Source organism: Neisseria montereyensis (genome assembly GCF_024834045.1).
GTDB lineage: Bacteria > Pseudomonadota > Gammaproteobacteria > Burkholderiales > Neisseriaceae > Neisseria > Neisseria montereyensis.
On record NZ_JANUXW010000003.1, the window covers coordinates 26,970 to 53,546 of the forward strand.

Annotated in this window: 23 protein-coding genes; 17 read left to right on the forward strand and 6 right to left on the reverse strand. The window is 49.1% G+C overall.

The window, feature by feature from the left end; all coding sequences use genetic code 11:
- Nucleotides 1-354: 354 nt before the first annotated feature.
- Complete coding sequence (locus NXS09_RS04430; RefSeq protein WP_259291356.1) at nucleotides 355-4,032, reverse strand: nitrate reductase subunit alpha; 3,678 nt, start codon at nucleotides 4,030-4,032, stop codon at nucleotides 355-357.
- Between the two features lie 282 nt (nucleotides 4,033-4,314).
- Nucleotides 4,315-5,220 (reverse strand): LysR family transcriptional regulator, encoded by a 906-nt coding sequence (locus NXS09_RS04435; protein ID WP_259291357.1) that lies wholly within the window; start codon nucleotides 5,218-5,220, stop codon nucleotides 4,315-4,317.
- Between the two features lie 182 nt (nucleotides 5,221-5,402).
- On the opposite strand from NXS09_RS04435, the gene hppD reads away from it, so the two are divergent.
- From hppD to NXS09_RS04475, 8 genes are all read left to right on the forward strand, one after another.
- On the forward strand, nucleotides 5,403-6,482 hold the full coding sequence (gene hppD / locus NXS09_RS04440; protein WP_259291358.1) for a 4-hydroxyphenylpyruvate dioxygenase: 1,080 nt from the start codon (nucleotides 5,403-5,405) through the stop codon (nucleotides 6,480-6,482).
- Nucleotides 6,483-6,696: 214 nt separating this feature from the next.
- A complete protein-coding gene (locus NXS09_RS04445; protein WP_259291359.1) occupies nucleotides 6,697-8,016 on the forward strand; it encodes an MFS transporter in 1,320 nt (439 codons plus the stop codon).
- Between the two features lie 53 nt (nucleotides 8,017-8,069).
- Nucleotides 8,070-8,615, forward strand: coding sequence for a VOC family protein (locus NXS09_RS04450; protein WP_259291360.1), 546 nt, complete (start codon nucleotides 8,070-8,072; stop codon nucleotides 8,613-8,615).
- A 115-nt stretch (nucleotides 8,616-8,730) separates the two neighbouring features.
- The gene (locus NXS09_RS04455; RefSeq protein WP_259291361.1) at nucleotides 8,731-9,732 is read left to right on the forward strand and encodes a fumarylacetoacetate hydrolase family protein; all 1,002 of its coding nucleotides are present in this window, start codon (nucleotides 8,731-8,733) and stop codon (nucleotides 9,730-9,732) included.
- A 177-nt stretch (nucleotides 9,733-9,909) separates the two neighbouring features.
- Nucleotides 9,910-11,292, forward strand: a complete 1,383-nt coding sequence (nhaC, locus tag NXS09_RS04460; RefSeq protein ID WP_259291362.1) for a Na+/H+ antiporter NhaC — start codon at nucleotides 9,910-9,912, stop codon at nucleotides 11,290-11,292.
- Between the two features lie 186 nt (nucleotides 11,293-11,478).
- Nucleotides 11,479-12,177, forward strand: coding sequence for a CoA transferase subunit A (locus NXS09_RS04465; protein WP_259291363.1), 699 nt, complete (start codon nucleotides 11,479-11,481; stop codon nucleotides 12,175-12,177).
- Nucleotides 12,178-12,179: 2 nt separating this feature from the next.
- Complete coding sequence (locus NXS09_RS04470) at nucleotides 12,180-12,809, forward strand: 3-oxoacid CoA-transferase subunit B (RefSeq protein ID WP_259291364.1); 630 nt, start codon at nucleotides 12,180-12,182, stop codon at nucleotides 12,807-12,809.
- 115 nt (nucleotides 12,810-12,924) lie between these two features.
- Nucleotides 12,925-14,109 (forward strand): acetyl-CoA C-acetyltransferase, encoded by a 1,185-nt coding sequence (locus NXS09_RS04475; RefSeq protein ID WP_259291365.1) that lies wholly within the window; start codon nucleotides 12,925-12,927, stop codon nucleotides 14,107-14,109.
- On the opposite strand, the gene NXS09_RS04480 is transcribed toward NXS09_RS04475, so the two are convergent.
- On the reverse strand, nucleotides 14,056-14,220 hold the full coding sequence (locus NXS09_RS04480) for a hypothetical protein (RefSeq protein ID WP_259291366.1): 165 nt from the start codon (nucleotides 14,218-14,220) through the stop codon (nucleotides 14,056-14,058). The two genes, NXS09_RS04475 and NXS09_RS04480, sit on opposite strands and share 54 nt — an antisense overlap.
- A gap of 17 nt (nucleotides 14,221-14,237) precedes the next feature.
- Between NXS09_RS04480 and recO the strand changes: the two genes are divergently transcribed.
- The 5 genes from recO (at nucleotide 14,238) to NXS09_RS04505 (ending at nucleotide 18,201) form a co-directional block, all read left to right on the forward strand.
- Entirely contained in the window at nucleotides 14,238-14,984 is a 747-nt protein-coding gene (gene recO / locus NXS09_RS04485; protein WP_259291367.1) for a DNA repair protein RecO, read from the forward strand.
- 57 nt (nucleotides 14,985-15,041) lie between these two features.
- On the forward strand, nucleotides 15,042-15,773 hold the full coding sequence (gene pdxJ / locus NXS09_RS04490; protein WP_259291368.1) for a pyridoxine 5'-phosphate synthase: 732 nt from the start codon (nucleotides 15,042-15,044) through the stop codon (nucleotides 15,771-15,773).
- A 41-nt stretch (nucleotides 15,774-15,814) separates the two neighbouring features.
- Entirely contained in the window at nucleotides 15,815-16,192 is a 378-nt protein-coding gene (gene acpS, locus NXS09_RS04495) for a holo-ACP synthase (protein ID WP_259291369.1), read from the forward strand.
- A gap of 97 nt (nucleotides 16,193-16,289) precedes the next feature.
- Entirely contained in the window at nucleotides 16,290-16,562 is a 273-nt protein-coding gene (locus NXS09_RS04500; protein ID WP_259291370.1) for an ACT domain-containing protein, read from the forward strand.
- 277 nt (nucleotides 16,563-16,839) lie between these two features.
- Nucleotides 16,840-18,201 carry a PFL family protein gene (locus NXS09_RS04505; RefSeq protein ID WP_259291371.1) on the forward strand — a complete coding sequence of 454 codons (1,362 nt, stop codon included), beginning with the start codon at nucleotides 16,840-16,842 and terminating at the stop codon, nucleotides 18,199-18,201.
- An 80-nt stretch (nucleotides 18,202-18,281) separates the two neighbouring features.
- Here the strand turns inward: NXS09_RS04505 and upp are convergent, their stop codons facing one another.
- The 3 genes from upp to NXS09_RS04520 form a co-directional block, all read right to left on the reverse strand.
- Nucleotides 18,282-18,908, reverse strand: a complete 627-nt coding sequence (gene upp, locus NXS09_RS04510) for a uracil phosphoribosyltransferase (RefSeq protein ID WP_259291372.1) — start codon at nucleotides 18,906-18,908, stop codon at nucleotides 18,282-18,284.
- 68 nt (nucleotides 18,909-18,976) lie between these two features.
- A complete protein-coding gene (gene gshA, locus NXS09_RS04515) occupies nucleotides 18,977-20,326 on the reverse strand; it encodes a glutamate--cysteine ligase (protein WP_259291373.1) in 1,350 nt (449 codons plus the stop codon).
- Nucleotides 20,327-20,523: 197 nt separating this feature from the next.
- Nucleotides 20,524-21,534, reverse strand: a complete 1,011-nt coding sequence (locus NXS09_RS04520) for a hypothetical protein (protein WP_259291374.1) — start codon at nucleotides 21,532-21,534, stop codon at nucleotides 20,524-20,526.
- Between the two features lie 130 nt (nucleotides 21,535-21,664).
- Between NXS09_RS04520 and NXS09_RS04525 the strand changes: the two genes are divergently transcribed.
- The 4 genes from NXS09_RS04525 to NXS09_RS04540 all read left to right on the forward strand — a co-directional run bounded on the left by NXS09_RS04525 (nucleotide 21,665) and on the right by NXS09_RS04540 (nucleotide 25,700).
- Nucleotides 21,665-23,014: a DUF2868 domain-containing protein gene (locus NXS09_RS04525; protein ID WP_259291375.1), complete on the forward strand. Its 1,350-nt coding sequence runs from the start codon at nucleotides 21,665-21,667 to the stop codon at nucleotides 23,012-23,014.
- Between the two features lie 50 nt (nucleotides 23,015-23,064).
- A complete protein-coding gene (locus NXS09_RS04530; RefSeq protein WP_259291376.1) occupies nucleotides 23,065-24,057 on the forward strand; it encodes a restriction endonuclease in 993 nt (330 codons plus the stop codon).
- A 124-nt stretch (nucleotides 24,058-24,181) separates the two neighbouring features.
- A complete protein-coding gene (locus NXS09_RS04535) occupies nucleotides 24,182-25,525 on the forward strand; it encodes a DUF3482 domain-containing protein (protein ID WP_259291377.1) in 1,344 nt (447 codons plus the stop codon).
- 13 nt (nucleotides 25,526-25,538) lie between these two features.
- Entirely contained in the window at nucleotides 25,539-25,700 is a 162-nt protein-coding gene (locus NXS09_RS04540; protein ID WP_259291378.1) for a hypothetical protein, read from the forward strand.
- The last annotated feature ends 877 nt before the right edge of the window (nucleotides 25,701-26,577 follow it).

The window sequence follows — 26,577 nt, forward strand, 5'->3', positions numbered from 1 at the left end:
GTATGTTTTTAAATTTTTGTTTTCTCTGATTGGGTGGCGATATTTTGTAACAGTTCGCCAGAATAACCAAAATAGCTTTTGGTTCTTTGGTTTTAAAAGTAATCGTTCAGTTGGGCAGGGAAAGTGTGTAGTACGATTATTGCAAAGGTTGATCTGCAGTTATTTTCATAAATCCGCCTATTTTATCGTTTATTATTAAGATACGGTATGGTTTTTCAATAGATGGGGTTCGATATTTTAAGAGGCCGTCTGAAAATAAAAGATTGGGCTTTCAGACGGCGTTGGTTATTGAACAAACAAATTAGAAAAAACCTGCTTGAAATTGTTTCAGGCAGGTTTTTTTTAAAGTAGTATTTACTTCACCGGAGTATCCATCCAGTCCACTTTATTCATTTTACGCACAATCACCCATTCGTCGCGGTTGGAGCCGACGGTGCCGTAGTAGTTGAAGCCGTAGGCCAGCTGGGCGTAGCCGCCGATCATGTGGGTGGGCTTCAGAATGGCGCGGGTAACGGAATTGTGGATGCCGCCGCGTTTTTTCGAAACTTCGCCCGCGGGGGTGTGGACGATTTTTTCCTGTGCGTGATACATCAGGATCATGGTTTCGGGTATGCGCTGGCTGACCACGGCGCGGCAGGCGATGGTGCCGTTGGCGTTGAATACTTCTACCCAGTCGTTATCGACAATGCCCGCCCGTTTGGCATCGGCTTCGGAAAGCCATACATGCGGGCCGCCGCGCGAGAGGGTGAGCATGCGCAGGTTTTCGGAATAGGTGCTGTGGATGCCCCATTTTTGGTGCGGCGTTAGGAAATTCAGGGTGATTTCTTTGTTGCCGTTGGGGTGTTTGCCCAAAAGCTTGCGGGTGGTTTTGAAGTCGACGGCGGGCTTGTATACGCATAGGTGTTCGCCGAAATCGCGCATCCATTTATGGTCTTGGTAGAACTGTTGGCGACCGGTGAGGGTGCGCCACGGAATCAGTTCGTGTACGTTGGTATAGCCGGCGTTGTAACACACTTCTTCGCTTTCCACGCCTGACCAAATCGGTGAGGTAACGATTTTGCGCGGTTGGGCAACGATATCGCGGAAGCGGATTTGGGTGTGTTCGCTCGATTGAATCAGGTGCGAATGGTCGCGGCCGGTAACCTTGCTGAGTGACTGCCAAGCTTTAACGGCAACGTGGCCGTTGGTTTCGGGTGCCAAAGTCAGAATCATTTCGGCGGCATCAATGGCGCTGTCGATTTTCGGCTGGCCTTTGCCTACGCCTTCGCTGCGTACGCCGTTGAGTTTGCGTAAAAATTCTACTTCGGGCTCGGTTTTCCATGCCAAGCCTTTGCCGTTGTTGTTGACTTTTTCAAGCAGGGGGCCGACCGAGGTGAATTTGTCGTAAACCGCGCCGTAATCGCGTTCGACTACGGTAACGGCAGGCATGGTTTTGCCGGGCACGGGGTCGCATTCGCCGTGTTTCCAGTCTTTGGGGTCGAACGGTTGGCCGAGCTCTTGCGGGCTGTCGTGCATTAATGGGGTTAACACGATATCTTTGCGTACGCCGAGATAGTCTTTGGCGATTTCGCTGAATTTTTTGGCAAAGCCTTTGTAGATTTCCCAGTCGCTTTTGCTTTGCCATAAGGGTTGCACGGCTTCGCTGAGGGGATGGATAAACGGGTGCATATCCGATGTGTTTAAGTCGTCTTTTTCATACCATGTTGCGGTCGGCAAAACGATATCGCCATACAGGCAGGTGGTGGACATGCGGAAATCGAGCACGGTGAGTAAGTCGAGCTTGCCTTCGGCGGCGGGGCGCACGTTGATTTCAGACGGCTTGATACATTCGTCTTCATTTTCGTCGTTTAATACGGCGTTTTGCGTGCCCAACAGGTATTTCAGGAAATACTCGTGGCCTTTGGCAGACGAGCCGAGCAGGTTGGAACGCCATACGAATAGGTTGCGCGGGAAGTTTTGCGGGTTGTCGGGATCATTGCAGGCCATATCCAGCGAACCGTCTTTCAGACGGCCTGCGATATAGGCGCCGGCATCGCTGCCCGCAGCGGCGGCCTGATCGGCAATATCCAACGGGTTGGCGCTTAACTGCGGTGCGCTGGGCAGCCAGCCCATGCGCTCGGCTTTGGCGTTGTAGTCGATCATCGATAATCGGCCCATGCTGCCGTCGGCATTAGTGGCAAGGATTTCGTCGGCATGTACTTTTTCATGCCGCCATTGGCTGGTGTGGGCGTAGAAAAAGGATGTGCCGTTCATTTGGCGGGGCGGGCGGTGCCAGTCGGTGGCGAAGGCCAGCGGAATCCAGCCCGATTGCGGACGCAGTTTTTCCTGACCGACATAATGGCACCAACCGCCGCCGGATTTGCCGATACAGCCGCACATCATCAACATGTTAATAATGCCGCGGTAGGCCATATCCATATGATACCAGTGGTTTAAGCCGGCACCGACAATCACCATACTGCGGCCTTCGGTGTCGTGGGCGTTTTGGGCAAACTCGCGGGCAACCTGAATCACTAATTCGGGTTTGACGCCGGTGTGTTTTTCCTGCCATGCGGGGGTATAGGGTTGATCGTCGAAATAGTCTTGGGCGATATTGTCGCCGCCTAAGCCGTTGTCGATACCGTAGTTGGCAACCATCAGGTCGAATACGGTGGCGACCAAAGCGGTTTCGCCGTTAGACAGAGGAATGCGTTTGGCGGGCACTTTGCGGTAGAGGATATCGTCGTGCTCGCCGCCGAAGTAGGTAAAGCCGACATCGACAATTTCATCGGCACGCTCTTTTAGGGATAACGCGGCTTGAATGTCTTTTTCTTGGGCGCAGTTTTCCAGATTCCATTTTTGGCTGCCGTCCCAACGGAAACCGATAGAGCCGTTGGGCAGACAGAGGCCGTCTGAAAGCTCGTCCCAAACCAATGTTTTCCAATCGGCGTTTTGTTCTGCGTCGAATCCGCCAAGCTCGGATGCGCGTAGGAAGTATTGCGGCGCATAGCCGCTGCCTTCGGCATTCAGGCGTACCAGCATCGGCATATCGGTTAGGCGGCGTACATAATCGGTAAAATATGGGGAAGGGTTGTCGAGATGGAATTCTTTCAGAATCACATGCCCCATCGCCATGGCCAAGGCGGCATCGGTGCCTTGTTTGGGTGCCAGCCAGATGTCGCCGAATTTGGCCATTTCGCCGTAGTCGGAAGAAACGGCAACGGTTTTGGTGCCTTTGTAGCGCACTTCGGTATAGAAGTGGGCGTCTGGCGTGCGTGTCAGCGGTACGTTGGAACCCCACACCAGCAGATAGTTGGCGTTATACCAGTCGGCCGATTCGGCGACGTCTGTTTGTTCGCCCCAAACCTGCGGGCTGGCGGGCGGTAAGTCGCAATACCAGTCGTAAAACGACAGGCACACGCCGCCGAGCAGGGAAAGGTAGCGTGTACCCGCCGCATAGCTGACCATAGACATGGCGGGAATCGGTGAAAAGCCGATAACGCGGTCGGGGCCGTAGTTTTTAATGGTGTAGGCATTGGCGGCGGCGATGATTTCATTGGCTTCGTCCCAGTTTGTGCGTACAAATCCGCCTAAGCCGCGCTGGGTTTTGTAGGCTTGGGCGCGGTTTTTGTCTTCGACAATGGAAGCCCATGCCTCAATCGGGGCTAGGGTTTTGCGCGCTTCGCGCCACATTTCGGCCAATACGCCGCGCATCATCGGGTATTTGACGCGTTGGGCGGAATAGACATACCAACTGTATGACGCACCGCGCGGGCAGCCGCGGGGTTCGTGATTGGGCAGGTCGGGGCGGGTGCGCGGGTAGTCGGTCTGTTGGGTTTCCCAAGTAATCAGGCCGTTTTTAACATAAACTTTCCAACTGCACGAACCGGTACAGTTCACCCCGTGGGTGGAACGCACGACTTTATCGTGCTGCCAGCGGCTGCGGTAGGCGTTTTCCCATTTACGGTCTTCCAGGGTAACCACGCCGTGCCCGTTGGCAAAGGGTTCGTGGGTTCTGCTGAGAAACTTCAGGCGGTCTAAGAAATGGCTCATGACTGGTTCCTTATGCTTTATTATTGCTTATTTGCCCGACGGCTTGAGGCCGTCTGAAAATATTTTTTGACACTTTGAAATATAAAGCAGTTGTTGCGTGGAAAATATGCACCGAAAGGGCTTGAAGACGACAGCAAAAGGCGGATAGGGAAACCGCTTTTTAATTATCAGGCTAGTTCTTTGGAAGTATGGGGCGGGGGTAATCATAATAGGATGGGTTTGAGTTAGGCAGGCCGTCTGAATATTTTTTCAGACGGCCTGAAGTTGTTTGGCTGGAATCGTTTAAAAGTTAACTAAAGCTTTTTCAATATAAGTGTGTAGGAATTGGCTGAATGTTTGCGCGGCGGGGGAGGCGGCACGGTGTTTTAGTCGGTAAATATAAAAACTGCGCTTCACCTGCGGCCGCCCTAACGGCCGCATTACCAAGCCGTGTTGCCGTACCCAATCGGCGGCGTAGGGCAGGCACATGGTAATACCTAATCCTGCTTTGGTCATGCCCAAGGCGGTAGACAGGAAATTGACCCTGTATCGGGGCTGATTAATATAGTTGGCGGCTTGCTGGGGCAGGTTAGCGGCCAGCCGGTCGGTAAAGGGGCTGCTGAGGGTAATCAGGGCTTCGTCGGCCAAATCTTTCCAGTTAATAATGTTTTTGCCCGCCAACCGGTGTTCGGGCCGGACTACCAGAAAAAAGGGCAGGCTGAATAGAAAGTCGGATTCGATGTCGCTGCCGTGGGTACGCTCCGGGCCCAAGCCGAAATCGACTTCGCCGTCTTTAACACGCTGTAATACCTGTTCGACATTGCAGTCGATAAGGTTGGCTTGGATATCGGGATATTGTTCTTTAAACCCCGCCAGTACGGCGGGTAGGGCGGAGGCGGCCAGTTGCTGGGAAACGGCCAGGTGAACCTGCCCTTTATGGAAGTTTTTCAGGTTTTGCAATTCGATATCCAATGCTTCCACTTCGTTGAGAATGCGCTGAACTTGGGGCAGCAGTTTGTTGCCATAACCGGAAAGGTGTAGCTTGCGGGTGGTACGGTCGAAAAGGGTAACCTCCCAATTTTTTTCCAATTCTTTAATCAGCCCGCTGAGTGCGGATTGGGTAAGATACAGTGATTCTGCCGCACGGGTAAAACTACCGTATTCGGCAACAGCGATAAATGCTCTTAATTGTCGTAGGGTTATATTCATAAATTTTTTTAATAAATGGATTGTAAAAAACTGATTGTCTAATAAATAATAGCCGCTTTATGATTTATTCGATATACTGTTTTCGTATAGAGTAATTATTTTAGTATCGGAAAGCCTGATAAAACGGTTGTTTTGCCGAACGGATATTTGACTCTGCCAATTCTGCCGAGAGGAGAAATATAATGGCCGATTTGTTTGAAAACCCTATGGGTTTATGCGGATTTGAATTTGTTGAGTTTGCCTCGCCCAAAGCGGACGTTTTAGAGCCTTTGTTTGAAAAAATGGGCTTTACCTTAGTGGCGCGGCACCGTTCGAAAGATGTCTTGCTGTATCGTCAGGGCGGTATTAATTTTATTGTCAACCGCGAGCCGAAAAGCCATGCGGCATACTTTGCCGCCGAACACGGCCCGGCTGCATGCGGTATGGCTTTCCGTGTGCGTGATGCGCATCTGGCTTATAAGCGGGCTTTGGAATTGGGTGCGCAGCCGATTGAAATTCCGACTTCGGTTATGGAGTTGCGCTTGCCTGCTATCAAGGGCATAGGCGGGGCGCCGCTTTATCTTATCGACCGTTTTGAAGAAGGTCGTTCTATTTACGATATCGATTTTGAATTTCTGCCCGATGTCGACCGCCATCCGGTCGGACACGGTTTGAAAATCGTCGATCACCTCACCCACAATGTTTATCGCGGCCGCATGGATTTTTGGGCCGGCTTCTACGAAAAATTATTTAACTTCAAAGAAATCCGTTATTTCGACATTAAAGGCGAATATACCGGCCTCACCAGCCGCGCGATGACCGCGCCGGACGGCCTTATCCGTATTCCGTTAAATGAAGAAGCCAAGCAGGGCGGCGGTCAGATTGAAGAATATCTGATGCAGTTTGGCGGCGAGGGTATTCAGCATATTGCATTGTTGAGCGATAACCTGCCGGATACTATCGACCGCTTGCGTGCAGCCGGTATCCCTTTAATGAGTGCGCCGGTGGATGCGTATTATGAAATGCTGGACGAACGCCTACCCGGACACGGCGAGCCGGTATCCGAATTGCAGGCACGCGGTATTTTGCTGGATGGTACGACCGAGGGCGATGAGCCGCGCTTGTTGTTGCAGATTTTTTCAGAAACCTTGCTGGGTCCGGTATTTTTCGAGTTTATTCAACGCAAAGGGGATTATCGCGAAGGTTTTGGGGAAGGCAATTTTAAAGCTTTGTTCGAGTCGCTCGAACGCGATCAAATCCGTCGCGGAGCATTGGCAGTATGATTTTTCTGTTAATATATGATTAATCACGGCTGGTCCGTGGTTGTGATATGAAAATTTTGATATAGGATAGCCGATAATGCATGATGATATGCATTTATCTAAATGTCGAAATCATGATCATAATTTGGTCATAAATTTGAGTTGTCGAAATATTTTCGATTGTGTATTTCATTAGAATCAAAAATGATATTGTAAGAATGAAGGAGAAATAGTTATGTCCGCTCTTCCTCGTGTATCTGACGTCATCAATAAATACCCTTTGGGTAAGCGTCAGTACATTATTTTGATTATTTGCGCTATTTTGATGATATTGGACGGCTTCGATGTACAATCTATCAGCTATGCCGCACCTGCTATTTTGCAAGATTGGCAGATTGAGAAATCCCAATTGGGTACGGTATTTGGTGCAGGTTTATTCGGCTTATTTATCGGATCGTTGATATTCAGCTATCTGTCGGATAAATTAGGCCGCCGGCCGGTATTGTTGTGGTCGACCCTGTTTTTTGCCGTGTGTATGATTGCTACGGCATTCGTGCAAAACATTGAACAATTGATTGTATTGCGTTTCGTTACCGGATTGGGTTTGGGCGCGATTATGCCGAATGCGATGGCGTTGTGTGGTGAGATTACACCGCAAAAACAACGGGTTTCGGTGATGATGTTTATTTCCTGCGGATTTACCGTCGGTGCGATGTTCGGCGGATTTCTTGCCGCCATTCTGATTCCGAACTTCGGTTGGCAGTCTGTTTTCTTCGTGGGCGGTATTTTCCCGGCTATTTTGGTTATTTTCATGCTGAAATACCTTCCCGAATCTCTGCAATATCTGGTTTTGCATAAACCGGAAAGCCCGAAAATACGTTCTTCATTAGAGGCTTTCTACCCCGGCAAAGAGTTACCTGAGCGTTTTGAAGCGGTTAAAGCGGAAAGCAGTATGCCGGTTAAGGCATTATTTGAGCATGGCCGCCACCGTTTTACATTCAGTATCTGGGCCATCAGTTTGCTGAATATGATTGCCCTGTATTTCCTATCAAGCTGGTTGCCGACTTTGGCCAAGTTGACCGGTATGTCTTTAGAGGCATCCGTATTATTAGGCGCAACGTTGCAATTGGGCGGTACGGTCGGTACGATTTTAATGGGTCTGTTAATTGACCGGGTCGGTTTCCACAGAATTTTGGTTCCCTGTTATGTGATTGCAGCTGCAGGTATTGCTTTATTGGGCGGTACGGTCAATATGATTTGGTTGTTCTTTATCGTTGTATTTATTATCGGCTTTACCGTTATCGGCGGGCAACCTGCCATTAATGCGATGGCTGCCGATTATTATCCTACCGAATCCAGAACCACAGGTGTGGGTTGGAGTTTGGCTGCAGGACGTATCGGTTCGATTATCGGTCCGGTATTGGGCGGATGGTTGATGCAGAATGAGAATTTGGAGCCTCACCAATTATTCTATATCGTTGCTGTTCCTTCCGTTTTTATTGTACTTGTTTTCTTATTGCAAAAATATTTAGGTATCCAAAAACATACCTCCTGATTTTTCTATAAACAATTACGATTTTTATTGTTGTCACAAAAAGGAGAAATGTGATGAGTATTACCCAAGGCGTACACCACGTAGCGTATCGTTGTAAAGACGCTAAAGAAACCGTTGAATGGTATAAAAAACACTTGGATATGGATTTTGTATTGGCGATTGCGGAAGACAAAGTCCCCTCTACCGGAGAACCTGATCCGTATATGCATATCTTTATCGATGTGGGCGGTGGCAATATTTTGGCTTTTTTTGAATTGCCGACTAAACCGGAAATGGGACACGACCCCAATACACCGCTATGGACACAACATCTGGCTTTGAAAGTAGCCGATATGGATACTCTGCTGGCCACTAAAGAAAGACTGGAAGCCGGTGGTGTGGATGTATTGGGGCCGGTAAACCATACGTTGTTCCAATCTATTTATTTCTTTGATCCCAGCGGCCACCGTATCGAATTGGCTTGCGATATCAGTACGCCGAAAATGAACCGTGCGCTGGATAAAGTGAAATGGGAGATGATTAACGAGTGGGCGGAAACCAAACGTGCGCCGCAGCATGCACGTTGGATTCACGATGGTACCGAACCGCCGGAAGTGTAACGGATACTGCTTGATGATATGAGCGGTTGGGTTCAAACGGTTTTGTGCCGTTTGAACCCGGTTCGAGATATGCGGATACACCGCAATAATGAAAATGAAATTGAAAGGATAATAAATGAAACTAGCTACTTTGAAACAAGGCAGTCGCGACGGGCGTTTGGTTGTTGTGAGTCGTGATTTGAGCCGTTATACATTGCCGGAAATTACTACGCTTCAAGCGGCTTTGGATGATTGGGAGACTGCCAAACCGCAATTGCAAAAAGTTTATGACGAATTAAACGCCGATACATCAAAAGGCGAAGCATTCAATCAAGAAGCCTGCCATTCGCCGCTGCCGCGTGCGTATCAGTGGGCGGACGGTTCGGCTTACTTGAACCATGTGGAATTGGTGCGTAAAGCGCGTAATTCCGAAGTGCCCGAATCTTTCTATGATGATCCGTTGATGTATCAAGGCGGTTCGGATAGCTTTATCGGCCCGCGTGACGAAGTGTTGGCCAAACCTGAATGGGGTATTGATTTTGAAGCCGAAGTGGTTGTGATTAGCGGCGATTTGAAACAAGGTGCGACACCTGAAGAAGCGGCCAAAGCGATTCGCTTGGTAATGTTGGTGAACGACGTTTCTTTGCGTGGTTTGATTCCTGCCGAATTGGCTAAAGGTTTCGGTTTCTTCCAAAGTAAACCCGCCAGTGCGTTTAGCCCGGTAGCCGTAACCCCTGATGAATTGGGTGATGCGTGGAAAGACAACAAAGTACACCTGCCGTTGCGCGTTTCATTGAATGATAAACCATTCGGTTTCCCGAATGCCGGTCAGGATATGACTTTCGATTTCGGCCGCCTGCTTTCTCATGTGGTGAAAACCCGTAATGCCGTTGCCGGTACGATTGTCGGTTCCGGTACCGTTTCCAACAAACAAGACAATCTTTACGGTTCGTCTGTTGAAAACGGCGGTGTCGGCTATTGCTGTTTGGCTGAATTGCGTATGTATGAAACGATTGAAAAAGGCGAGCCGCAAACATCGTTTATGCAACATGGCGATGTCGTGTCTATCGAAATGCTGGATGATGCCGGTAATAATATTTTTGGTACCATTATTAATAAAGTAAATACAAAATATTAATATCAGTGTATAGGCCGTCTGAAAACCGATTAGCGTATTCAGACGGCCTCTCGGTTTTATGTTTGTAGAACGATAACATTTCATCATATTCTGTCTGTTGTGGATAGGAGATACAGATTGAAATAATGCGGAATCAAATACATAGCCCTAGAAAATAATAATAGTAGGAGAAATATCATGCGCGAGCCTTTATTGACGATTCGTACCGGTGAGGCTGTTATGGCAGCGGTACTGATTGTGGCTGTAATGGGCGTAACCATGATTGGTTTTGAATGGATACCGCATTTGTCTGTGATTTTAGTGGTGTGCGGGTTGCTGGCGTTCGGTAAATTTAAAGGCATTCGCTTTCAAGATATGCAAGACGGTATGGCATCGGGTGTGATGTCGGGCATCGGCGCCATTTATCTGTTTTTCTTTATCGGCCTGTTGGTGTCGGCCATGATGATGTCCGGTTCGATTCCGACTCTGATGTATTACGGCTTTGATTTGATTTCCCCCAAACTGTTTTATTTATCGGCTTTTGCACTGACTTCCGTTGTCGGTGTGTCTATCGGTAGTAGTTTAACCACCTGTGCGACCTTGGGCGTGGCCTTCCTCGGCATGGGGGAAGCTTTTGATGCCAATCCGGCGATTGTGGCCGGGGCAGTGGTGTCGGGGGCGTTTTTCGGCGATAAAATGTCGCCGCTTTCGGATACCACCAGTATTGCCGCTTCTATTGTCGGCATCGATTTATTCGAGCATATCCGCAATATGATGTACACCACATTGCCGGCTTGGATTTTAACGGCTATCTTTTTCTGGATGTTGTCCGGTAACTCGGCGCAGGCCGATATTGCAGGCATTCAGGAATATCGAGCCAATCTTGAGGCAACCGGTTTGATTCATGGTTATGCGCTGTTGCCGTTTGCCGTTTTATTGTTGTTGGTGTTGAGAAAAATCAACGCCATTTATGCCATCATTATTACGATTATCGTTTCTTTAATCATTACCTATTTTCACAGCCATATCAGCATTGATCAATTAGGCGGCTATTTCTTCAGCGGTTATAAACCGGCCGAAGGCCTTGAGATTGGTGATGTGGCCAAACTGATTTCACGCGGCGGCGTGAACAGCATGTTTTTTACCCAAACCATTGTGATTTTGGCGCTTAGCTTGGGCGGTTTATTGAATGCATTGGGGATTTTACCGGCGCTGATGCAGGGTATCGCCCACCTGTTAACCAATGCCGGACGGGCAACCTTTACCGTTGCCGCTACGTCTTTAAGCGTGAATGTGTTAATCGGTGAACAATATTTGAGCTTGTTATTATCCGGCAATACCTTCAAACCGGTTTATGAGCGTTTGGGTCTGCACCCGCGCAATATCGCCCGTACTATTGAAGATGCGGGCACGGTCATGAATCCGTTGGTGCCTTGGAGTGTGTGCGGGGTGTTTATCAGCAGCGTGTTGGATGTGCCGGTATTGTCTTATCTGCCTTACGCGTTTTTCTGTTATTTATGCCTGATTCTCACCCTAATATTCGGGTTTACCGGCGTTACGCTCAGCCAAGCAGACGAATAAAGAAAATATTAAGAAGCAGCGGATATGGATGCCGCGCTTCGTTTCCAATAAACCGATAATAGTTTCAGACGGCCTGATAAAAACGGCGCTGATTACGTTGAAAAATAAAATAGATGAGACTGTCTGAATCGTTTTCAGACGGCCTGTTATGTACGAATTATGTACGCTTTAAGCAAAGGAGAAAGTATGGACAAACATTATCCCGATGCCGTCTCAGCCTTAAAAGGCATCGTTTCAGACGGCCAAACCATTGCCGTGGGCGGTTTCGGCCTCTGCGGTATCCCCGAAGCGCTGATTGCCGCACTGCGTGACAGCGGTGTGAAAGAGCTCACTTGTATCAGCAATAATGCCGGCGTAGATGATTTCGGACTCGGCCTTTTATTGGCCACCCGCCAAATTAAAAAAATGATTTCTTCCTATGTGGGCGAAAATAAAGAATTCGAACGCCAATTTTTATCCGGCGAACTGGAAGTGGAATTAACCCCGCAAGGCACATTGGCCGAGAAATTGCGCGCCGGCGGTGCCGGCATTCCCGCCTTTTTCACCAAAACAGGCGTGGGTACGCAGGTAGCCGAAGGTAAAGAAACCCGTGTGTTCGACGGTGAAGAATATCTGATGGAAAAAGCATTGGTGGCCGATGTGTCGCTGGTGAAAGCATGGAAAGCCGACAAAGCGGGCAATCTCATCTTCCGCAAAACCGCGCGCAACTTCAATCCGGATGTGGCCACTGCCGGCAAAATCACGGTTGTAGAAGTGGAAGAATTGGTGGAAACCGGCACGCTAGACCCCGACCATATCCATCTACCCGGTATCTACGTTCACCGCATTATCGTGAACGCGAATCCTGAAAAACGCATCGAACAACGCACCGTAAGGGAGGCATAATTATGGCTTGGACGAGAGAACAAATGGCGCAACGTGCCGCCAAAGAATTGCAAGACGGTTTTTACGTCAACCTCGGCATCGGCCTGCCGACCTTAGTCGCCAACTATATTCCCGACGGTGTGAATGTGGTGTTGCAATCTGAAAACGGGTTGCTCGGCATCGGCGCCTTCCCCACTGAAGACGAAGTGGATGCCGACCTGATTAATGCGGGCAAACAAACCGTTACCGAACAAACTGGCGCCAGCTTTTTCAGCAGCTCGCAATCTTTTGCCATGATACGCGGCGGCAAAGTGAATCTGGCTATTTTGGGTGCGATGGAAGTATCCGGCCAAGGCGACTTAGCCAACTGGATGATTCCGGGCAAGATGGTAAAAGGCATGGGCGGCGCGATGGATTTGGTGGCCGGTGTGCAACGTGTGATTGTATTGATGGACCACACCGCTAAAAACGGCGCATTTAAAATCAAACCCGAATGCGAACTGCCGCTAACCGGTAAAAAAGTCGTCCACCGTATTATTACCAATTTGGGCGTGCTGGATGTAACTTCAGACGGCCTGAAACTGGTGGAATTGGCCGACGGCGTCAGCTTCGATGAATTGCAAGCAGCCACCGGCGTAAAAGTATTGGCTTAAGCAGTGTGGCCGTCTGAAACCGTTTCAGACGGCCTTTATACAAAATCTTTCTGTTTTCAGGCCGTCTGAATATCTTTAAAGGGGCTTGGAAACATGATTGGAAAGGAAGTTAAGAATGAACCGTAATATTGTGATTGTTGCCGCCAAGCGTACCCCCGTCGGCAGCTTCTTGGGCGGCCTTGCCCCCGTGCGTGCGCCGGAATTGGGCGCGGCAGTGATTCGTGATGTATTGCAGCAAACCGGCCTGAAACCCGAACAGGTCGATGAAGTGATTATGGGCAATGTGCTAACCGCCGGTGTCGGCCAAAATCCTGCCCGTCAGGCCGCTATTTTGGCCGGACTGCCGGTACGGATTCCGGCGACAACCGTAAACGTTGTTTGCGGTTCGGGCTTGAAAGCCGTGCAAATGGCGGCTCAGGCGATTGCCTGCGGCGATGCCGAAATCGTGGTAGCGGGCGGTCAGGAATCTATGTCGCAAAGCCCGCATACCATTAATATGCGCCAAGGTGTGAAAATGGGTCCGGCAAGCTTGGCCGACAGCATGGTGGCAGACGGCCTGACCGATTTTTACAACCAATACCACATGGGCATCACGGCGGAAAATGTTGCTGAACGCCTGAATATCAGCCGCGAAGCGCAAGATAAATTTGCCTTGTCGTCGCAACAAAAAGCCGCGGCCGCACAAGCGGCAGGCAAATTCGACGGTGAGATTACCCCCATATCCGTGCCCCGCCGCAAAGGCGATCCGCTGGTGATCGATAAAGACGAATACATCAAAGCCGACACCACCGCCGAAAAACTGGCCGCGTTGCGTCCGGCCTTTAAAAAAGACGGTACGGTAACCGCCGGTAATGCTTCGGGTATTAACGACGGTGCCGCTGCCGTCGTGATGATGACGGCGGAAAAAGCGGCCGAACTCGGTTTAACCCCGCTGGCGGTTATCCGCGCCTATTCCGCTACCGGTATCGAACCCGAAATCATGGGCTTAGGGCCGGTGGATGCGATTAAAACCGTGTTGAAAAAAGCAGGCTGGCAAACCGAAGAGGTGGATTTATTTGAAGCCAACGAAGCTTTTGCCGCCCAAGCTTTGGGCGTGATGGCGGAAACCAACCTGCCGCCTGAAAAAACCAATGTCAACGGCGGAGCGATTGCGCTCGGCCATCCTATCGGCGCATCAGGCTGCCGTATTTTGGTAACGCTGTTGCATGAAATGCAGCGCAGCAATAAGAAAAAAGGCATTGCCACTTTATGCGTCGGCGGCGGTATGGGCTTGGCCGTAGCGGTAGAGCGGACGGCATAAACGTTTCAAACATACCTTATCAGCCGTGAATGCGGATAGGCCGTCTGAATCATAAAATTTCAGACGGCCTTTGTTGTTTCGCGCGGGATACGGGTTATAATCCGAAGACATTTTTTCTAGCAAACCTTATGAGTTCACAAGCCCACCGCGTTAATCACGAACCAGCTTTTTTACTGACCGCCAAACCGTGGCGCGAAAGCAGTTTGTGGCTTGAAATTTTCAGCCGCCGTTATGGCCGCGTTGCTCTGTTGGCGCGTAGCGCCCGCAAACGGCAAAGCGAATTGCGCGGCGTGTTGGTGCCGTTTGTGCCGATGAGTGCATCGTGGTATGGTTCTCAAGAGTTGAAAACCCTGCATCGCGCGGAGTGGACGGGTGGCTGGCGGCAGCCGCAGGGCAAGGCATTGTTTAGCGGCCTGTATGTAAACGAATTGGTGTATAAACTGACTGCCCGCGAAGATCCGCACCCCGAATTGTATGATGCGTTAAGCAGGGTGATGCAGACCATTGCCGAAGAAAGCCAACATGCCGCCGCATTGCGCAGTTTTGAATGGCGGCTGCTAACCGAACTCGGTTTCGCCCCCGATTTAACGCAAGACGAACACGGGCAGCCGGTTTTGGCCGAGCGGCAATATTGGTTGCGCCCCGAACACGCCCCGCTGCCTTTAGACGATGCCAACGGTTTGCCGCCGCATGAAGTGCAGGGCTTGGCGATTCGCGGTGCCGATTTAATTCAATTGCATAGCGGCGTTTTTGAAAGCACGGAAAGTTTGCAGCAGGCTTTGAAGCTAACGCGGATGCTGTTGGATTTCCGCCTGCCGGAGGGGATTAAATCCCGCCAAGTGTTACAACAGATGCAGCAGTTTCAGACGGCCTGAATTAAATAATGTAAACATAAAAGGCCGTCTGAAAACGAATAAGAAAGGAAACGGACAATGTTATTGGGTGTGAATATCGATCATGTCGCCACCTTGCGCAATGCGCGCGGTACGGTTTATCCCAGCCCGCTTGAGGCGGCTTTGATTGCCGAAACGCACGGCGCCGACCTGATTACCCTACATTTGCGCGAAGACCGCCGCCATATTCGCGACGAAGATGTTTTCGCAATTAGAAACGCCATCCGCACGCGCATGAATCTGGAAATGGCCTTAACCGAAGAAATGCTGGAAAACGCCTTGCAGGTGATGCCCGAAGATGTTTGTATCGTGCCGGAAAAACGCGAAGAAGTGACCACCGAGGGCGGGTTGGATGTTTTGGCGCAACAGGATAAAGTTGCCGAGTTTACCCGCATCCTCACCGAAGCAGGTATCCGCGTTTCCCTGTTTATTGATGCCGACGAAGCCCAAATACAGGCCGCCCGCGATGTCGGCGCTCCCGTTATCGAGCTGCACACCGGCGCTTATGCCGATGCCGCAAGCCATGAAGAACATCAGGCGCAATTACTGCGGATTGAAGAGGGGGCAAACTTCGGCAGCGATTTGGGGCTGATTGTGAATGCCGGCCACGGCCTGACGATTCATAACGTTACCCCGATTGCTCAGATTTTGGCTATCCGAGAATTGAATATCGGCCATTCGCTGATTGCGCAAGCCGTTTTTATCGGGTTGCCTGAAGCCATACGGCAAATGAAAGACATTATGTTTAAAGCCCGTTCGCTGCCTTTCTAAGCAGATAGGCCGTCTGAAAACCCAGCTATAAAGGAGCTGCTATGATTTACGGAATCGGTACCGACATTGTTACCATCAGCCGCATTGCAAGACTACATAAAAAATACGGTAAAGCATTGGCAGAACGCCTGCTCAGCCAGATGGAAATGTTGGAATACCCGCAAGCCGGCAAGCCGGTGAACTTTTTGGCCAAACGCTTTGCCGCTAAAGAAGCTTTTGCCAAAGCCGTCGGCACGGGCATACATTCGCCGGTTACTTTCCGTCATATCACCGTCGGCCATGATGCTTTGGGCAAACCCGAATTCCATTATGATCCGGAACTGCAAAAATGGTTGGATAAGCAGGGCATTAGACAGGTGCATTTGAGCATGAGCGATGAAGAAGATACCGTGGTTGCTTTTGCCGTTGCTGAAAAATAAGTATCGGCAATATTGATACTGATGGTTTTCAGACGGCCTTAATAGGATGCAGGCCGTCTGAAAACCTTTTACTAATCCGTTATGAAAGTTCGAATATATGAAACATTCAGTTATCACCGTTATCGGTAAAGACCGTGTCGGCATTGTGTACGACGTATCTAAAATTTTAGCTGAAAATCAATTGAATATTCTGAATATCAGCCAACAGCTGATGGATAATTTCTTCACCATGATTATTTTGGTAGACACCGAAAAATGCCCGAAAACACGGCAGGAAATGTTGGATCTTTTTGCCGAACAGGGCAAAAAACTGGCGCTGGATATCCGTATGCAAAACGAAGAAATTTTTAATGCCATGCACCGCATTTAAAGGATTCATTAATATGAATATGCGAAGGTTAATATGGTTAATTATATTGGGTTTACCGGCTTTATACGTTACATATTCTGCGTTTGCATCGGGAAGTCCTGCACATATTATTATGGTAATTGTACTTTGGGGCGCCTGTTTGATTAATGAACGGCAATCACTTAAAAAGAGTAAAAAGAAATAGCATGCTATTTTTATTTAATATGAAATAACGAAATATCAATGAGTTGGCGTGGGCTTGTGGTGGCGCAGACTCCGCTGATAAGGATTAAGCATTATGACAACCATTATTCAATCCGATGAGATTTTAGAAACCGTGCACATGGTGGCCGACCAACATTTCGACGTGCGCACCATCACCATCGGTATCGATCTACACGACTGTATCAGCAGTGATATCAATGAATTAAACCAAAATATCTATAATAAAATCACCCGCATCGGTAAAGATTTGGTGAAAACCGCCAAACACCTTTCAGCGAAATACGGCGTACCGATTGTGAACCAGCGTATTTCCGTTACCCCGATTGCCCAAATTGCTGCTGCAACACACGCCGATTCTTATGTGAGCATTGCCGAAACCTTAGATAAAGCCGCCAAAGATATCGGCGTATCGTTTATCGGCGGCTTTTCGGCCTTGGTGCAAAAAGGCATGTCGCCATCGGATGAAGTATTGATTCGCTCGATACCCGAAGCCATGAAAAAAACCGATATTGTATGCAGTTCGGTCAATATCGGCAGCACCCGTGCCGGCATCAATATGGATGCGGTTAAATTGGCAGGCGAAATGATTAAAGAAACCGCCGCCATCACCCCCGAAGGTTTCGGTTGCGCCAAAATCGTTGTTTTTTGCAATGCGGTGGAAGATAACCCCTTTATGGCAGGCGCATTTCATGGGTCGGGCGAAGCCGATGCCGTGATTAATGTCGGCGTTTCCGGACCGGGCGTGGTGAAAGCGGCTTTGGAAAATTCCAATGCGCAAACCTTAACCGAAGTGGCTGAAGTGGTGAAAAAAACCGCATTCAAGATTACCCGTGTCGGCGAATTAATCGGCCACGAAGCGGCCAAACTGTTGAATATTCCGTTTGGTATTCTCGATTTATCGTTGGCACCGACCCCCGCCGTCGGCGATTCGGTTGCCCGTATTCTCGAAGGCATGGGTTTATCAGTGTGCGGTACGCACGGCACCACCGCTGCGCTGGCGTTATTGAACGATGCGGTGAAAAAAGGCGGCATGATGGCATCGGGCACCGTTGGCGGTTTGAGCGGGGCGTTTATTCCCGTTTCGGAAGACGAAGGCATGATTGCCGCTGCCGAATCCGGTATTTTAACCTTAGATAAACTTGAAGCGATGACGGCCGTATGTTCCGTAGGCTTGGATATGGTGGCCGTGCCGGGCATCACTTCGGCGGCAACCATTTCCGGCATTATTGCCGATGAAGCCGCTATCGGTATGATTAACAGCAAAACCACCGCCGTGCGTATTATTCCCGTGCCCGGCAAAGATGTCGGCGACAGTGTTGAGTTCGGCGGATTGCTGGGCTATGCGCCGATTATGCCGGTGAAAGAAGGTTCGTGCGAAGTGTTTGTAAACCGAGGCGGCCGTATTCCCGCACCGGTTCAATCGATGAAAAACTAATTGCAATCAAATAATGAGGCCGTCTGAAAATGTTTCAGACGGCCTTTGGTTATGGCTGTATAAATAGCGTTTAAACCAATTTAACGGGTGCCGAAAATCTTATCACCGGCATCGCCCAAGCCGGGGATGATATAACCCTGTTCGTTCAGATGGCTGTCGAGGGCGGCGGCGTAGATGGTCACGTCGGGGTGGGCTTCGTTCACCACTTTCACCCCTTCCGGTGCGGCAACCAACACAAGGGCTTTGATATTTTGACAGCCTTTTTGTTTCAGCAGGTCGATTGTAGCCACCATAGAGCCGCCGGTTGCCAGCATCGGGTCGATAATCAGGGCAGGGCGGGCTTCCATGCTGTCGACGAATTTTTCAAAATAAGAAACGGGTTTGAGTGTTTCTTCATCGCGTTGCAAGCCGACTACGCTGATTTTGGCGGTGGGAATCAAATCCAAAACGCCGTCTAACATACCGATACCTGCGCGCAGAATCGGTACCACGGTTAAGGTTTTGCCCTTGATGCGTTGGCCTTCGATTTTGCCGCACCAGCCGTCGATAATATAGTTTTCGGTTTCAAAGTCACGGCTGGCTTCGTAAGCCATTAGGCGCGCCAGTTCGTTGGTGAGGGTGCGGAATTTATAGGTACTGCATTCGGCCTCGCGCATTAGGGTGAGCTTGTGTTTAACGAGGGGGTGGTTAATGATGGTAATGTTCATACTGTCTTTCCGGTAAAACTGTGTTACAGGGGCGGCCTGCTGAAAATTCGAGCGGGCCGTATAGGTTTTTATTTCGGGGCGGTTTGTTCGAGCTCCAAAGAAGCGGCAAGCAGCGATAAGCGTGCCATAACGCCGTAAATATACAGGCGGTTGCATTCGCAATCGGGATTTTCGGCACTGGTTTGGGGTACGCCGAGCGCATCCCATTGGGCAAAAATACGTTTGCAGCGTTCTTCGTCGACCGAGTCTTCGCGTTCGGCGACCGGAATGGCTTGATCCAACGGCACAAAAGACATGCCGGTTGCGTTTAGGTTTTCATCTACGCCGCGGCCTTCGTGAACGCGGAAGAAGCCGCCGATAACAAACCGATCCATCATATAAACAACCGGTTCGGAAACGGCACCGTTGAGGGTTTCATAAGTGTAGATGCCCTCTTGCACAATCACTTCTGTGACTTCCAAGCCTTCTTTAACCTTAGCCATTTTATTGCGGTTTTTACGGTTTAGCCTGCGGATTTCTTCGGCGGATTTTACACTCATCACACCCATGCCGTAGGTGCCGGCATCGGCTTTCACAATCACAAACGGTTTGTCGGTAATGCCTTTTTCATCGTATTTGGCTTGGATTTTGGCCAACATCCGTTCAACGGCGTCGGCCAATATGTCTTCACCTTCGTGCTCTTGGAAATTTAAGCCGCTGATTTGCTCAAAGTAGGGGTTAATGTGCCATACGTCGATATCGATTAATTTGGCAAAATCTTCAGCGACTTTATCATAAGCGGCAAAGTGGCTGGTTTTGCGGCGGGTTGTCCAGCCGCCGTGCAGAGGCGGTAAAACGGTTTGGGAAATATCGCGCAGGATTTCGGGAATACCGGCGGAAAGGTCGTTGTTTAGCAAGACTAGGCAGGGTGAAAAGCCGTCGGCCAGATGAACGCGCCCGCGTGTACGCAATAGCGGCTCAAGCAGGATTTTATTGCCCAAAGCGGTTTCAAATTCGGTCGGCTCGGTAATTTCCGGATTCAGGCTGCCCAAACGCACTTCAAAACCGGCGGTATGCAAAATATTGCTCAAAGCATACACGTTTTGCAGATAAAAAGTATTGCGGGTATGGTTTTCAGGCACAATCAATACCGATTTGGCCTGCGGGCATGAGCGCTCTACCGCATCTTGCGCAGCGTGTACGGAAAGCTGGATAAAGTCGGGGTTTAAGTTGTTAAAACCGCCGGGGAATAAATTCATATCGATAGAAGCCATTTTATAGCCGGCATTACGGATATCGACCGAACCGTAAAACGGCGGCTGATGCTCCGACCATTGTTGGCGGAACCATGCTTCGATTTTGATTTGGTTGCGTAAGATTTTGCGTTCGAATTCTTGCAGTTGCGGCAGATAAGCCGGTGAGATAGCGGGCAGATTCATAGCGGACTTTCGAAACTTTAACTCGATAAAGCAGCATAATAGATTTTTTAGCTGTTTGATACAAGTTTCAGACGGCCTATATCCGCTATAGAAATAGGCCGTTTGCCTATCGTTTGAGTAGGTCGGCAGGCTTAAACCGTTGTGATATTTTATGTTTCATCTAGAGAATCATATGGCGCACCAACGTGATTTTTTGATTAAAACAAAGCTTCCACGCGCACTAAAGTACCAATATGGTGGCGGCGGTTTTCTTCGCGGTTGTTGAGGTAGTTTAATTCGGTTTGTACAAACAGCCATTCGCGCCAAACGGGTTGCCGCCATCCGGCAAAGGGACCGTAGCTGTTTAGTTTCACCTTTTTGTTTTTGATTTTTCCGCCTGCGTAGATGCCGTAGTTCAAGCGTTTATGCCCGGCTAAGTCGTGTTGGCGGTATAGGCTGTCGCCCCATAGCCATTCTTCATCATCTTTTTTATGGTTGTATTCGATATTAAGGTTGTTGGCATGAAAGGTTTCGCCCGTTTCGGTTTGGCGGACTTCCCAGTTGGTGCGCAGATGGTGTTTGCTTTTAATGCCGTAGCGGTAGGTTTGCTCAAGGCGGGTGCTGAAGCCGTTGCCCAAATCCCAATCTCTGCTGCCTCTCAAGCGCAGGTATAAATCATCACCGGAGCGGATACCGATATCGGTGTCGGTGTCAATGCCGGTATATCGGTTGATATCCGACCAGCGCAAAGCCAGTGACGAATTGCTTTCGCGGGTGCGGGTACGGTCGAATGTTCTGGTATTGTTTAATTGGGTTTCATCGTAAATATGGCCGGTATGCTCTAAATCTCTATCAATCGAATCATCACCGAAGACCACATTTAAGCGTTGTTGTAAAACCGGCAGCTTGAGTTTGCCGCGAATGCGCGGGCGAATGGAAAAATGGTCGTATTTGTTCCAAGTGTTATCCATGATAATACGCAAATTGGCAGAAGCCGGTTTGTCGGGATCGGGCGTGCCGAACCAGTCGTCCATGTTATGCGCCCAGCGGTTGATGGTGGTTTGAACATTTCTATGCTGCCTATCCGTCCAAGTATTGTGAACAGGTGCGGGGGGTGCGGTCTGAGGTGCGGCAGGCAGTTCTTCTACGGCTGCCGTATCGGCTGCTTGTGCCGAAATAGATAAGGTGCAAAGGAAAAAACATAGCGGAAAAGAGGAAATTGATTTCATTGTTATCTCTCCTAAAAAGCCCTAGTGTAAGCATACTAAATTTAACGCATCTTTTCCATAAGGCCGTCTGAAACAGATGCCTGTGTTAAAATCTGCCTTTCCTTTTTTCTGATTATTTTACCCGCTCAACATGCTCAATCCGCCCCGCCAGCTCACCGAACTTGTCCGCCTGCTACAAGAACGCAACTATATTTTTTCTGCCGATCCGCAGCCGATTACCGAAGCCTTGCGCCATGCCGAAGGCAATATCGAAACCAAACTCAACCGCCGCGCGGAAATGATAGACAGCGACCACAAACTGCAAGACAGCTTGGCGCGCATCCGCAGCCTGTTTGCCTGGCTGCTGCTGGCGGCTACCTTGTTTTGGCTGATTAGCGGTTTTGCGGGTACGGTTACCCTGATGCAGCAATCGGGTTTGAATTTCTTTTTTGTTTTGGCCGGCGTATTGGGGCTGCATACCCTGATGTTGCTGGCGTGGATAATCACCGCCTGCCTACCGCGCTATAAAGCCGGCGGTTTTTTCTCTAACCCGGCCTTTTGGATACGCGGCAAAGATCCGGTTAACCAAGCCATTATGCGGCTGTATAGCGACGAATTGGCCAAACCCGCTACCCGTTGGGCGCTCGGCCTAACCGTTCACCGCTTATGGCTGGCAACTCTAATCGGCATGTTGGCCGCCGCTGTTTTGCTGCTGAGCGTGCGCCAATATACCTTTAATTGGGAAAGCACCTTATTGAGTGATGCCACATTTGTGCAGGCCGTGCATATTTTATCGTGGCTGCCGGCCAAACTCGGCTTTCCCGTGCCCGATGCCGATGCCGTATTAATCAGCCGTCTGAACAACGATATCGCCACATCCCGACAATGGGGCGGCCTGCTGATTGGCAGCCTTGTCTGCTACGGCCTGTTGCCGCGCTTTGCCGCATGGCTGGTGTGCAAAATGCTTTCCCGCCGCACCCAAAGCACCTTGCCGCTCGACAAACCTTATTACCGCCAAATTATCCAGCAATGGCAGCGGCGGGTAGTCGATGCCGACACCCAAAGCGAAACCGTTACCGCCGTTACCCCGAAAATCAAACTCGACGACACCCCGAAATGGGCGGTGATGCTCGATGCCGAATGGCCGGAAAAATCATGGTTCAAACACATTTTAGGGCAGGATTGGCTCGATAAAGGCACTGCCGACAGCCGCGACACCGTAGCCGCATTAAAAGCCGAATTACAACAAGAGCCCGCGCAATTATTAATCGGCGTCCGCGCCCGCAGCGTGCCCGACCGCGGCATCCTGCGCCAAATCACCGCCCTTGCCGAAGCCGCGCAGGGCGGAGCGGTAGTGCAATTATTAGTAGAAAAAGATTTTTCAGACGGCCTCAACGATTATTTAAGTCAATGGCACACCGCCTTGGGCGAACGCGGCCTGCCGTGGTTGGATCCGGCACGCGTGAGCCAGCAGGAGCGCTTGGTGAAAGAGGCCGTCTGATTAATAAAGCAGCACATTGTTAAACGTTACTTACTCACAAGGAATAAAAAATGAATATTTTTATGATACGTACCCCTTTATACGTGGTTAACGCAGGCTATGTAGGATATGGTTGGGCGAAAGTGGATTTTTCCCAATACCAAGATACCAAAGCGTTGTCTGATGCTTTTAAACAACATTATCCGGCAGGTGTTGGCAGGAAAACAAAAAATATTGAGCGTTTTTTTAACTTGAAGAAGGGGGATATTGTGCTTGTACCGTCTAGTAAGTCGGTCAGTATCGGTGAGGTTCAAGGAAAGAAAACATTTAATCCGGAATGGACAAAAGATAATGCCGGCAATTTGGTGTCGGTAGACTTTTATAAAGTTGATGGGCGTGTTTTAAAAATAGCCCGTAGTGATTTTAGCGGACAATTAGGAAGCCGATTAAAGGTTCGTACTGCCATTGCAAATTTCAATGAATTTAAAGATGAAATCAATAGAATAATTGATTCGATTAAGAAAACAAGAGAAGTATACCGACATTCCAGTTATTTTTCAGAGCAAGTCGAATTGGCAGAACAAAAGTTTAAAGAAGAGCTGCTTCAATCTATTCGCCAAGAAACCATATGGTTGAAAGACGGTGGCCGCGGCTTGGAAGAATTGATTCGGGAAATGCTTGAGATTGATGGCTATCAGGCAAAGATTAAAGCAAAAAATCAATCATCTGATATTGCAGATATAGATATTGAAGCCCAAAAGGTAGATAGATTTTCCAAAACTTATTTATTAATACAGGCCAAACATCATCGAGGCGAAACCAACGGACACGGCTTAAAACAACTGATTGCCTATAAAGATAAAGATGATGATGTTGATTGCCAGAAATGGCTGATAACAACAGCGAAGGTTTCAGACGAGAACAAACAATTAGCCGAACAACATAATATTAACATTATGGAAGGGGAAGAGTTGGTTGATTGGATATATGAAAGCATTCCCCGTTTATCAGAAAAAACCAAACAAGCATTAGGGATTATGGAAATTCCTTCATTATTGAAATAATAATGAATTTGCAGAGATGGCGGGCGTATGCCCGCTATTTTAGGCCGTCTGAAAACCAATATTAGTAGGCAGGACATACCAACTATATTACCATTTCAAAATAAATTCAGAATAACCGATATTTATGCAAAAGAAACCCCTATCCCTAGCCGTAGTCGGCCACACCAATACCGGCAAAACCTCATTGCTGCGTACGCTGTTGCGTGACAGTCAGTTCGGTGAGGTCAAAAACGCGGCGGCGACAACGCGCCATGTCGAAGAAGCGGTGATTAGCGATGGCAGCCGTACTTTGGTTTGTTTATACGATACACCCGGTTTGGAAGATGCGGGCGGGGTGTTGGATTGGCTGGAAGACCATACTTCCAACCGTGCGGACGGTGTCGAGCGTTTGCAGCAGTTTCTCGACAGCCCCGAAGCGGCCGGTGATTTTAATCAGGAAGCGAAAGTTTTGCGCCAATTATTGCAGAGCGATATGGCTTTGTATGTGATTGATGCCCGCGAGCCGGTGTTGAATAAATATAAAGACGAATTAACCGTTTTATCGTGGTGTGCCAAGCCGGTGATGCCGGTGTTTAATTTTATCGGCGGGCAGGATTTAAACGAATGGGCAACCATGCTGGCACGGCGCGGTTTGCATGTGCATAGCGGTTTCGATACGGTGGCGTTTGATTTCGAGGGTGAAATCAGGCTTTGGGATAATCTGGCCACTATGCTACCCGATCGCGGCATCTTAGACGATTTAATGGGCATGCGCCGCCGCGAATGGCAGAAACTCGACCGCGATGCGCGTTTGGATATCGCCCATTTTCTGATTGATGTGGCGGCATACCGTCAGGAAATCGACGAACACGACAACCCCGAACCGGTTTTGCAAACCATGCAGGCTTCGGTTCGCCAGCTTGAGCGCCAACTTCAGCAGCAGTTGTTTCAAACCTATCGTTTTTATCATAGCGAAATCGACACGGGCGATTGGGCGCTGAAAGCGTTTCATCAAGACCCGTTTGACGGGGAATTGCTGAAGGAATACGGTATCCGCATCGGTACGGGCGCGGCAACCGGTGCATTAATCGGCATGGGGGTAGATATGATGACGCTGGGCGGTTCGCTCGGTTTGGGCACGGCCATAGGCAGCGTATTGGGCGGGGTGTTGCCGAATATGCAGACCATCAGCGATAAATTATCGGGCAGGCAAACCCTGCATATCGACCCCGAAACCGTTACCTTATTGGCTGCCCGCGCTTTGGATTTATTGCACGCCCTGCAAAAACGCGGCCATGCGGCGCAGGCGCAGATTGAAATGCTAAGCGGCAAAACGCCTTGGCAGCCTGCCAAACTGCCGCCCGAATTGAATAAGGCGCGCAGTCAGGCCAAATGGTCGTCGCTGAATACCCATTCGCCGGAATCCAGCCGCCGCGAACGCTCGGAAGCCGCGCGGTCTTTATCAGAACGGTTGGCGGGTAAGCCTTAGCAAAGCGGCTGCAATGGAGTTGGCTAAAGGCTTCGGCCTGATTAAATGTAGGGGCGGATTGCATATCCGCCCGTTTGTATGGGTTAGGGCATTCTCGATATTGGGATTATGGTTGAATCGGATCGGGGTTGTTTTGATTTATGTTACCATTGTGTTGGCGCGGGCGGATATATAATCCGCCTCTACAATTAATGGTAAATAGTTGGTGTATTTGTATTGCCGATATTTAAGGCCGTCTGAAGATTATTTTTCAGACGGCCTAGTGATTGAATATGTAGGGGCGGATTGTATATCCGCCCGTTTGTATGGGTTAGGGCATTCTCGATATTGGGATTATGGTTGAATCGGATCGGGGTTGTTTTGATTCACGTTACCATTGTGTTGGCGCGGGCGGATATATAATCCGCCCCTACAATTAATGGTAAATAGTTGGTGTATTTGTATTGCCGATATTTAAGGCCGTCTGAAGATTATTTTCAGACGGCTTAATGATTAAATATGTAGGGGCGGATTATATATCCGCCCGTTTGTATGGGTTAGGGCATTCTTGATATTGGGATTATGGTTGGAGTCGGAGCGGGGTTGTTTTGATTTACGTTACCGTTGTGTTGGCGCGGGCGGATATATAATCCGCCCCTACAAATAGTGGTACATAATCACAAATGCTCATAGTGGCTTTAAAAGCTAGGCGATGGTGAACTGTTAATATTCAAAACAAACGGTGCATAATATGATGGCATGGGCGCCCGAAGCCGTCTGAATCAATCAGGAAACCTGATGAAATATTATAGAAAGTAGGGAATGTTGCGTTTGTGTTGTTTTTATCACTACAAATAAACAAATTTGTAATTTAGGTTTGACTATATAGCAGATTCGGTTCATAATTCAATTCTTCAAGTTGCTTAGTGCAGTTTGAAGTTTCTCCTCTATTTCTCCTTTGTAGACTTGGCGCATGCCCTTATCGGGTGTGCGCATTTTTTTGTCTATCAAATAAATTTTTGAAAATACAAGGAATTTTATCAATAAGATAAAATAGCTCTGAATGATATTGC

What these genes read in the sequence shown, in the direction of transcription:
- NXS09_RS04430 (WP_259291356.1), bottom strand. Translation starts at nt 4,032, where the DNA reads ATGAGCCATTTCTTAGACCGCCTGAAGTTTCTCAGCAGAACCCACGAA.
- NXS09_RS04435 (WP_259291357.1), bottom strand. Translation starts at nt 5,220, where the DNA reads ATGAATATAACCCTACGACAATTAAGAGCATTTATCGCTGTTGCCGAA.
- hppD (WP_259291358.1), top strand. Translation starts at nt 5,403, where the DNA reads ATGGCCGATTTGTTTGAAAACCCTATGGGTTTATGCGGATTTGAATTT.
- NXS09_RS04445 (WP_259291359.1), top strand. Translation starts at nt 6,697, where the DNA reads ATGTCCGCTCTTCCTCGTGTATCTGACGTCATCAATAAATACCCTTTG.
- NXS09_RS04450 (WP_259291360.1), top strand. Translation starts at nt 8,070, where the DNA reads ATGAGTATTACCCAAGGCGTACACCACGTAGCGTATCGTTGTAAAGAC.
- NXS09_RS04455 (WP_259291361.1), top strand. Translation starts at nt 8,731, where the DNA reads ATGAAACTAGCTACTTTGAAACAAGGCAGTCGCGACGGGCGTTTGGTT.
- nhaC (WP_259291362.1), top strand. Translation starts at nt 9,910, where the DNA reads ATGCGCGAGCCTTTATTGACGATTCGTACCGGTGAGGCTGTTATGGCA.
- NXS09_RS04465 (WP_259291363.1), top strand. Translation starts at nt 11,479, where the DNA reads ATGGACAAACATTATCCCGATGCCGTCTCAGCCTTAAAAGGCATCGTT.
- NXS09_RS04470 (WP_259291364.1), top strand. Translation starts at nt 12,180, where the DNA reads ATGGCTTGGACGAGAGAACAAATGGCGCAACGTGCCGCCAAAGAATTG.
- NXS09_RS04475 (WP_259291365.1), top strand. Translation starts at nt 12,925, where the DNA reads ATGAACCGTAATATTGTGATTGTTGCCGCCAAGCGTACCCCCGTCGGC.
- NXS09_RS04480 (WP_259291366.1), bottom strand. Translation starts at nt 14,220, where the DNA reads ATGTCTTCGGATTATAACCCGTATCCCGCGCGAAACAACAAAGGCCGT.
- recO (WP_259291367.1), top strand. Translation starts at nt 14,238, where the DNA reads ATGAGTTCACAAGCCCACCGCGTTAATCACGAACCAGCTTTTTTACTG.
- pdxJ (WP_259291368.1), top strand. Translation starts at nt 15,042, where the DNA reads ATGTTATTGGGTGTGAATATCGATCATGTCGCCACCTTGCGCAATGCG.
- acpS (WP_259291369.1), top strand. Translation starts at nt 15,815, where the DNA reads ATGATTTACGGAATCGGTACCGACATTGTTACCATCAGCCGCATTGCA.
- NXS09_RS04500 (WP_259291370.1), top strand. Translation starts at nt 16,290, where the DNA reads ATGAAACATTCAGTTATCACCGTTATCGGTAAAGACCGTGTCGGCATT.
- NXS09_RS04505 (WP_259291371.1), top strand. Translation starts at nt 16,840, where the DNA reads ATGACAACCATTATTCAATCCGATGAGATTTTAGAAACCGTGCACATG.
- upp (WP_259291372.1), bottom strand. Translation starts at nt 18,908, where the DNA reads ATGAACATTACCATCATTAACCACCCCCTCGTTAAACACAAGCTCACC.
- gshA (WP_259291373.1), bottom strand. Translation starts at nt 20,326, where the DNA reads ATGAATCTGCCCGCTATCTCACCGGCTTATCTGCCGCAACTGCAAGAA.
- NXS09_RS04520 (WP_259291374.1), bottom strand. Translation starts at nt 21,534, where the DNA reads ATGAAATCAATTTCCTCTTTTCCGCTATGTTTTTTCCTTTGCACCTTA.
- NXS09_RS04525 (WP_259291375.1), top strand. Translation starts at nt 21,665, where the DNA reads ATGCTCAATCCGCCCCGCCAGCTCACCGAACTTGTCCGCCTGCTACAA.
- NXS09_RS04530 (WP_259291376.1), top strand. Translation starts at nt 23,065, where the DNA reads ATGAATATTTTTATGATACGTACCCCTTTATACGTGGTTAACGCAGGC.
- NXS09_RS04535 (WP_259291377.1), top strand. Translation starts at nt 24,182, where the DNA reads ATGCAAAAGAAACCCCTATCCCTAGCCGTAGTCGGCCACACCAATACC.
- NXS09_RS04540 (WP_259291378.1), top strand. Translation starts at nt 25,539, where the DNA reads ATGGAGTTGGCTAAAGGCTTCGGCCTGATTAAATGTAGGGGCGGATTG.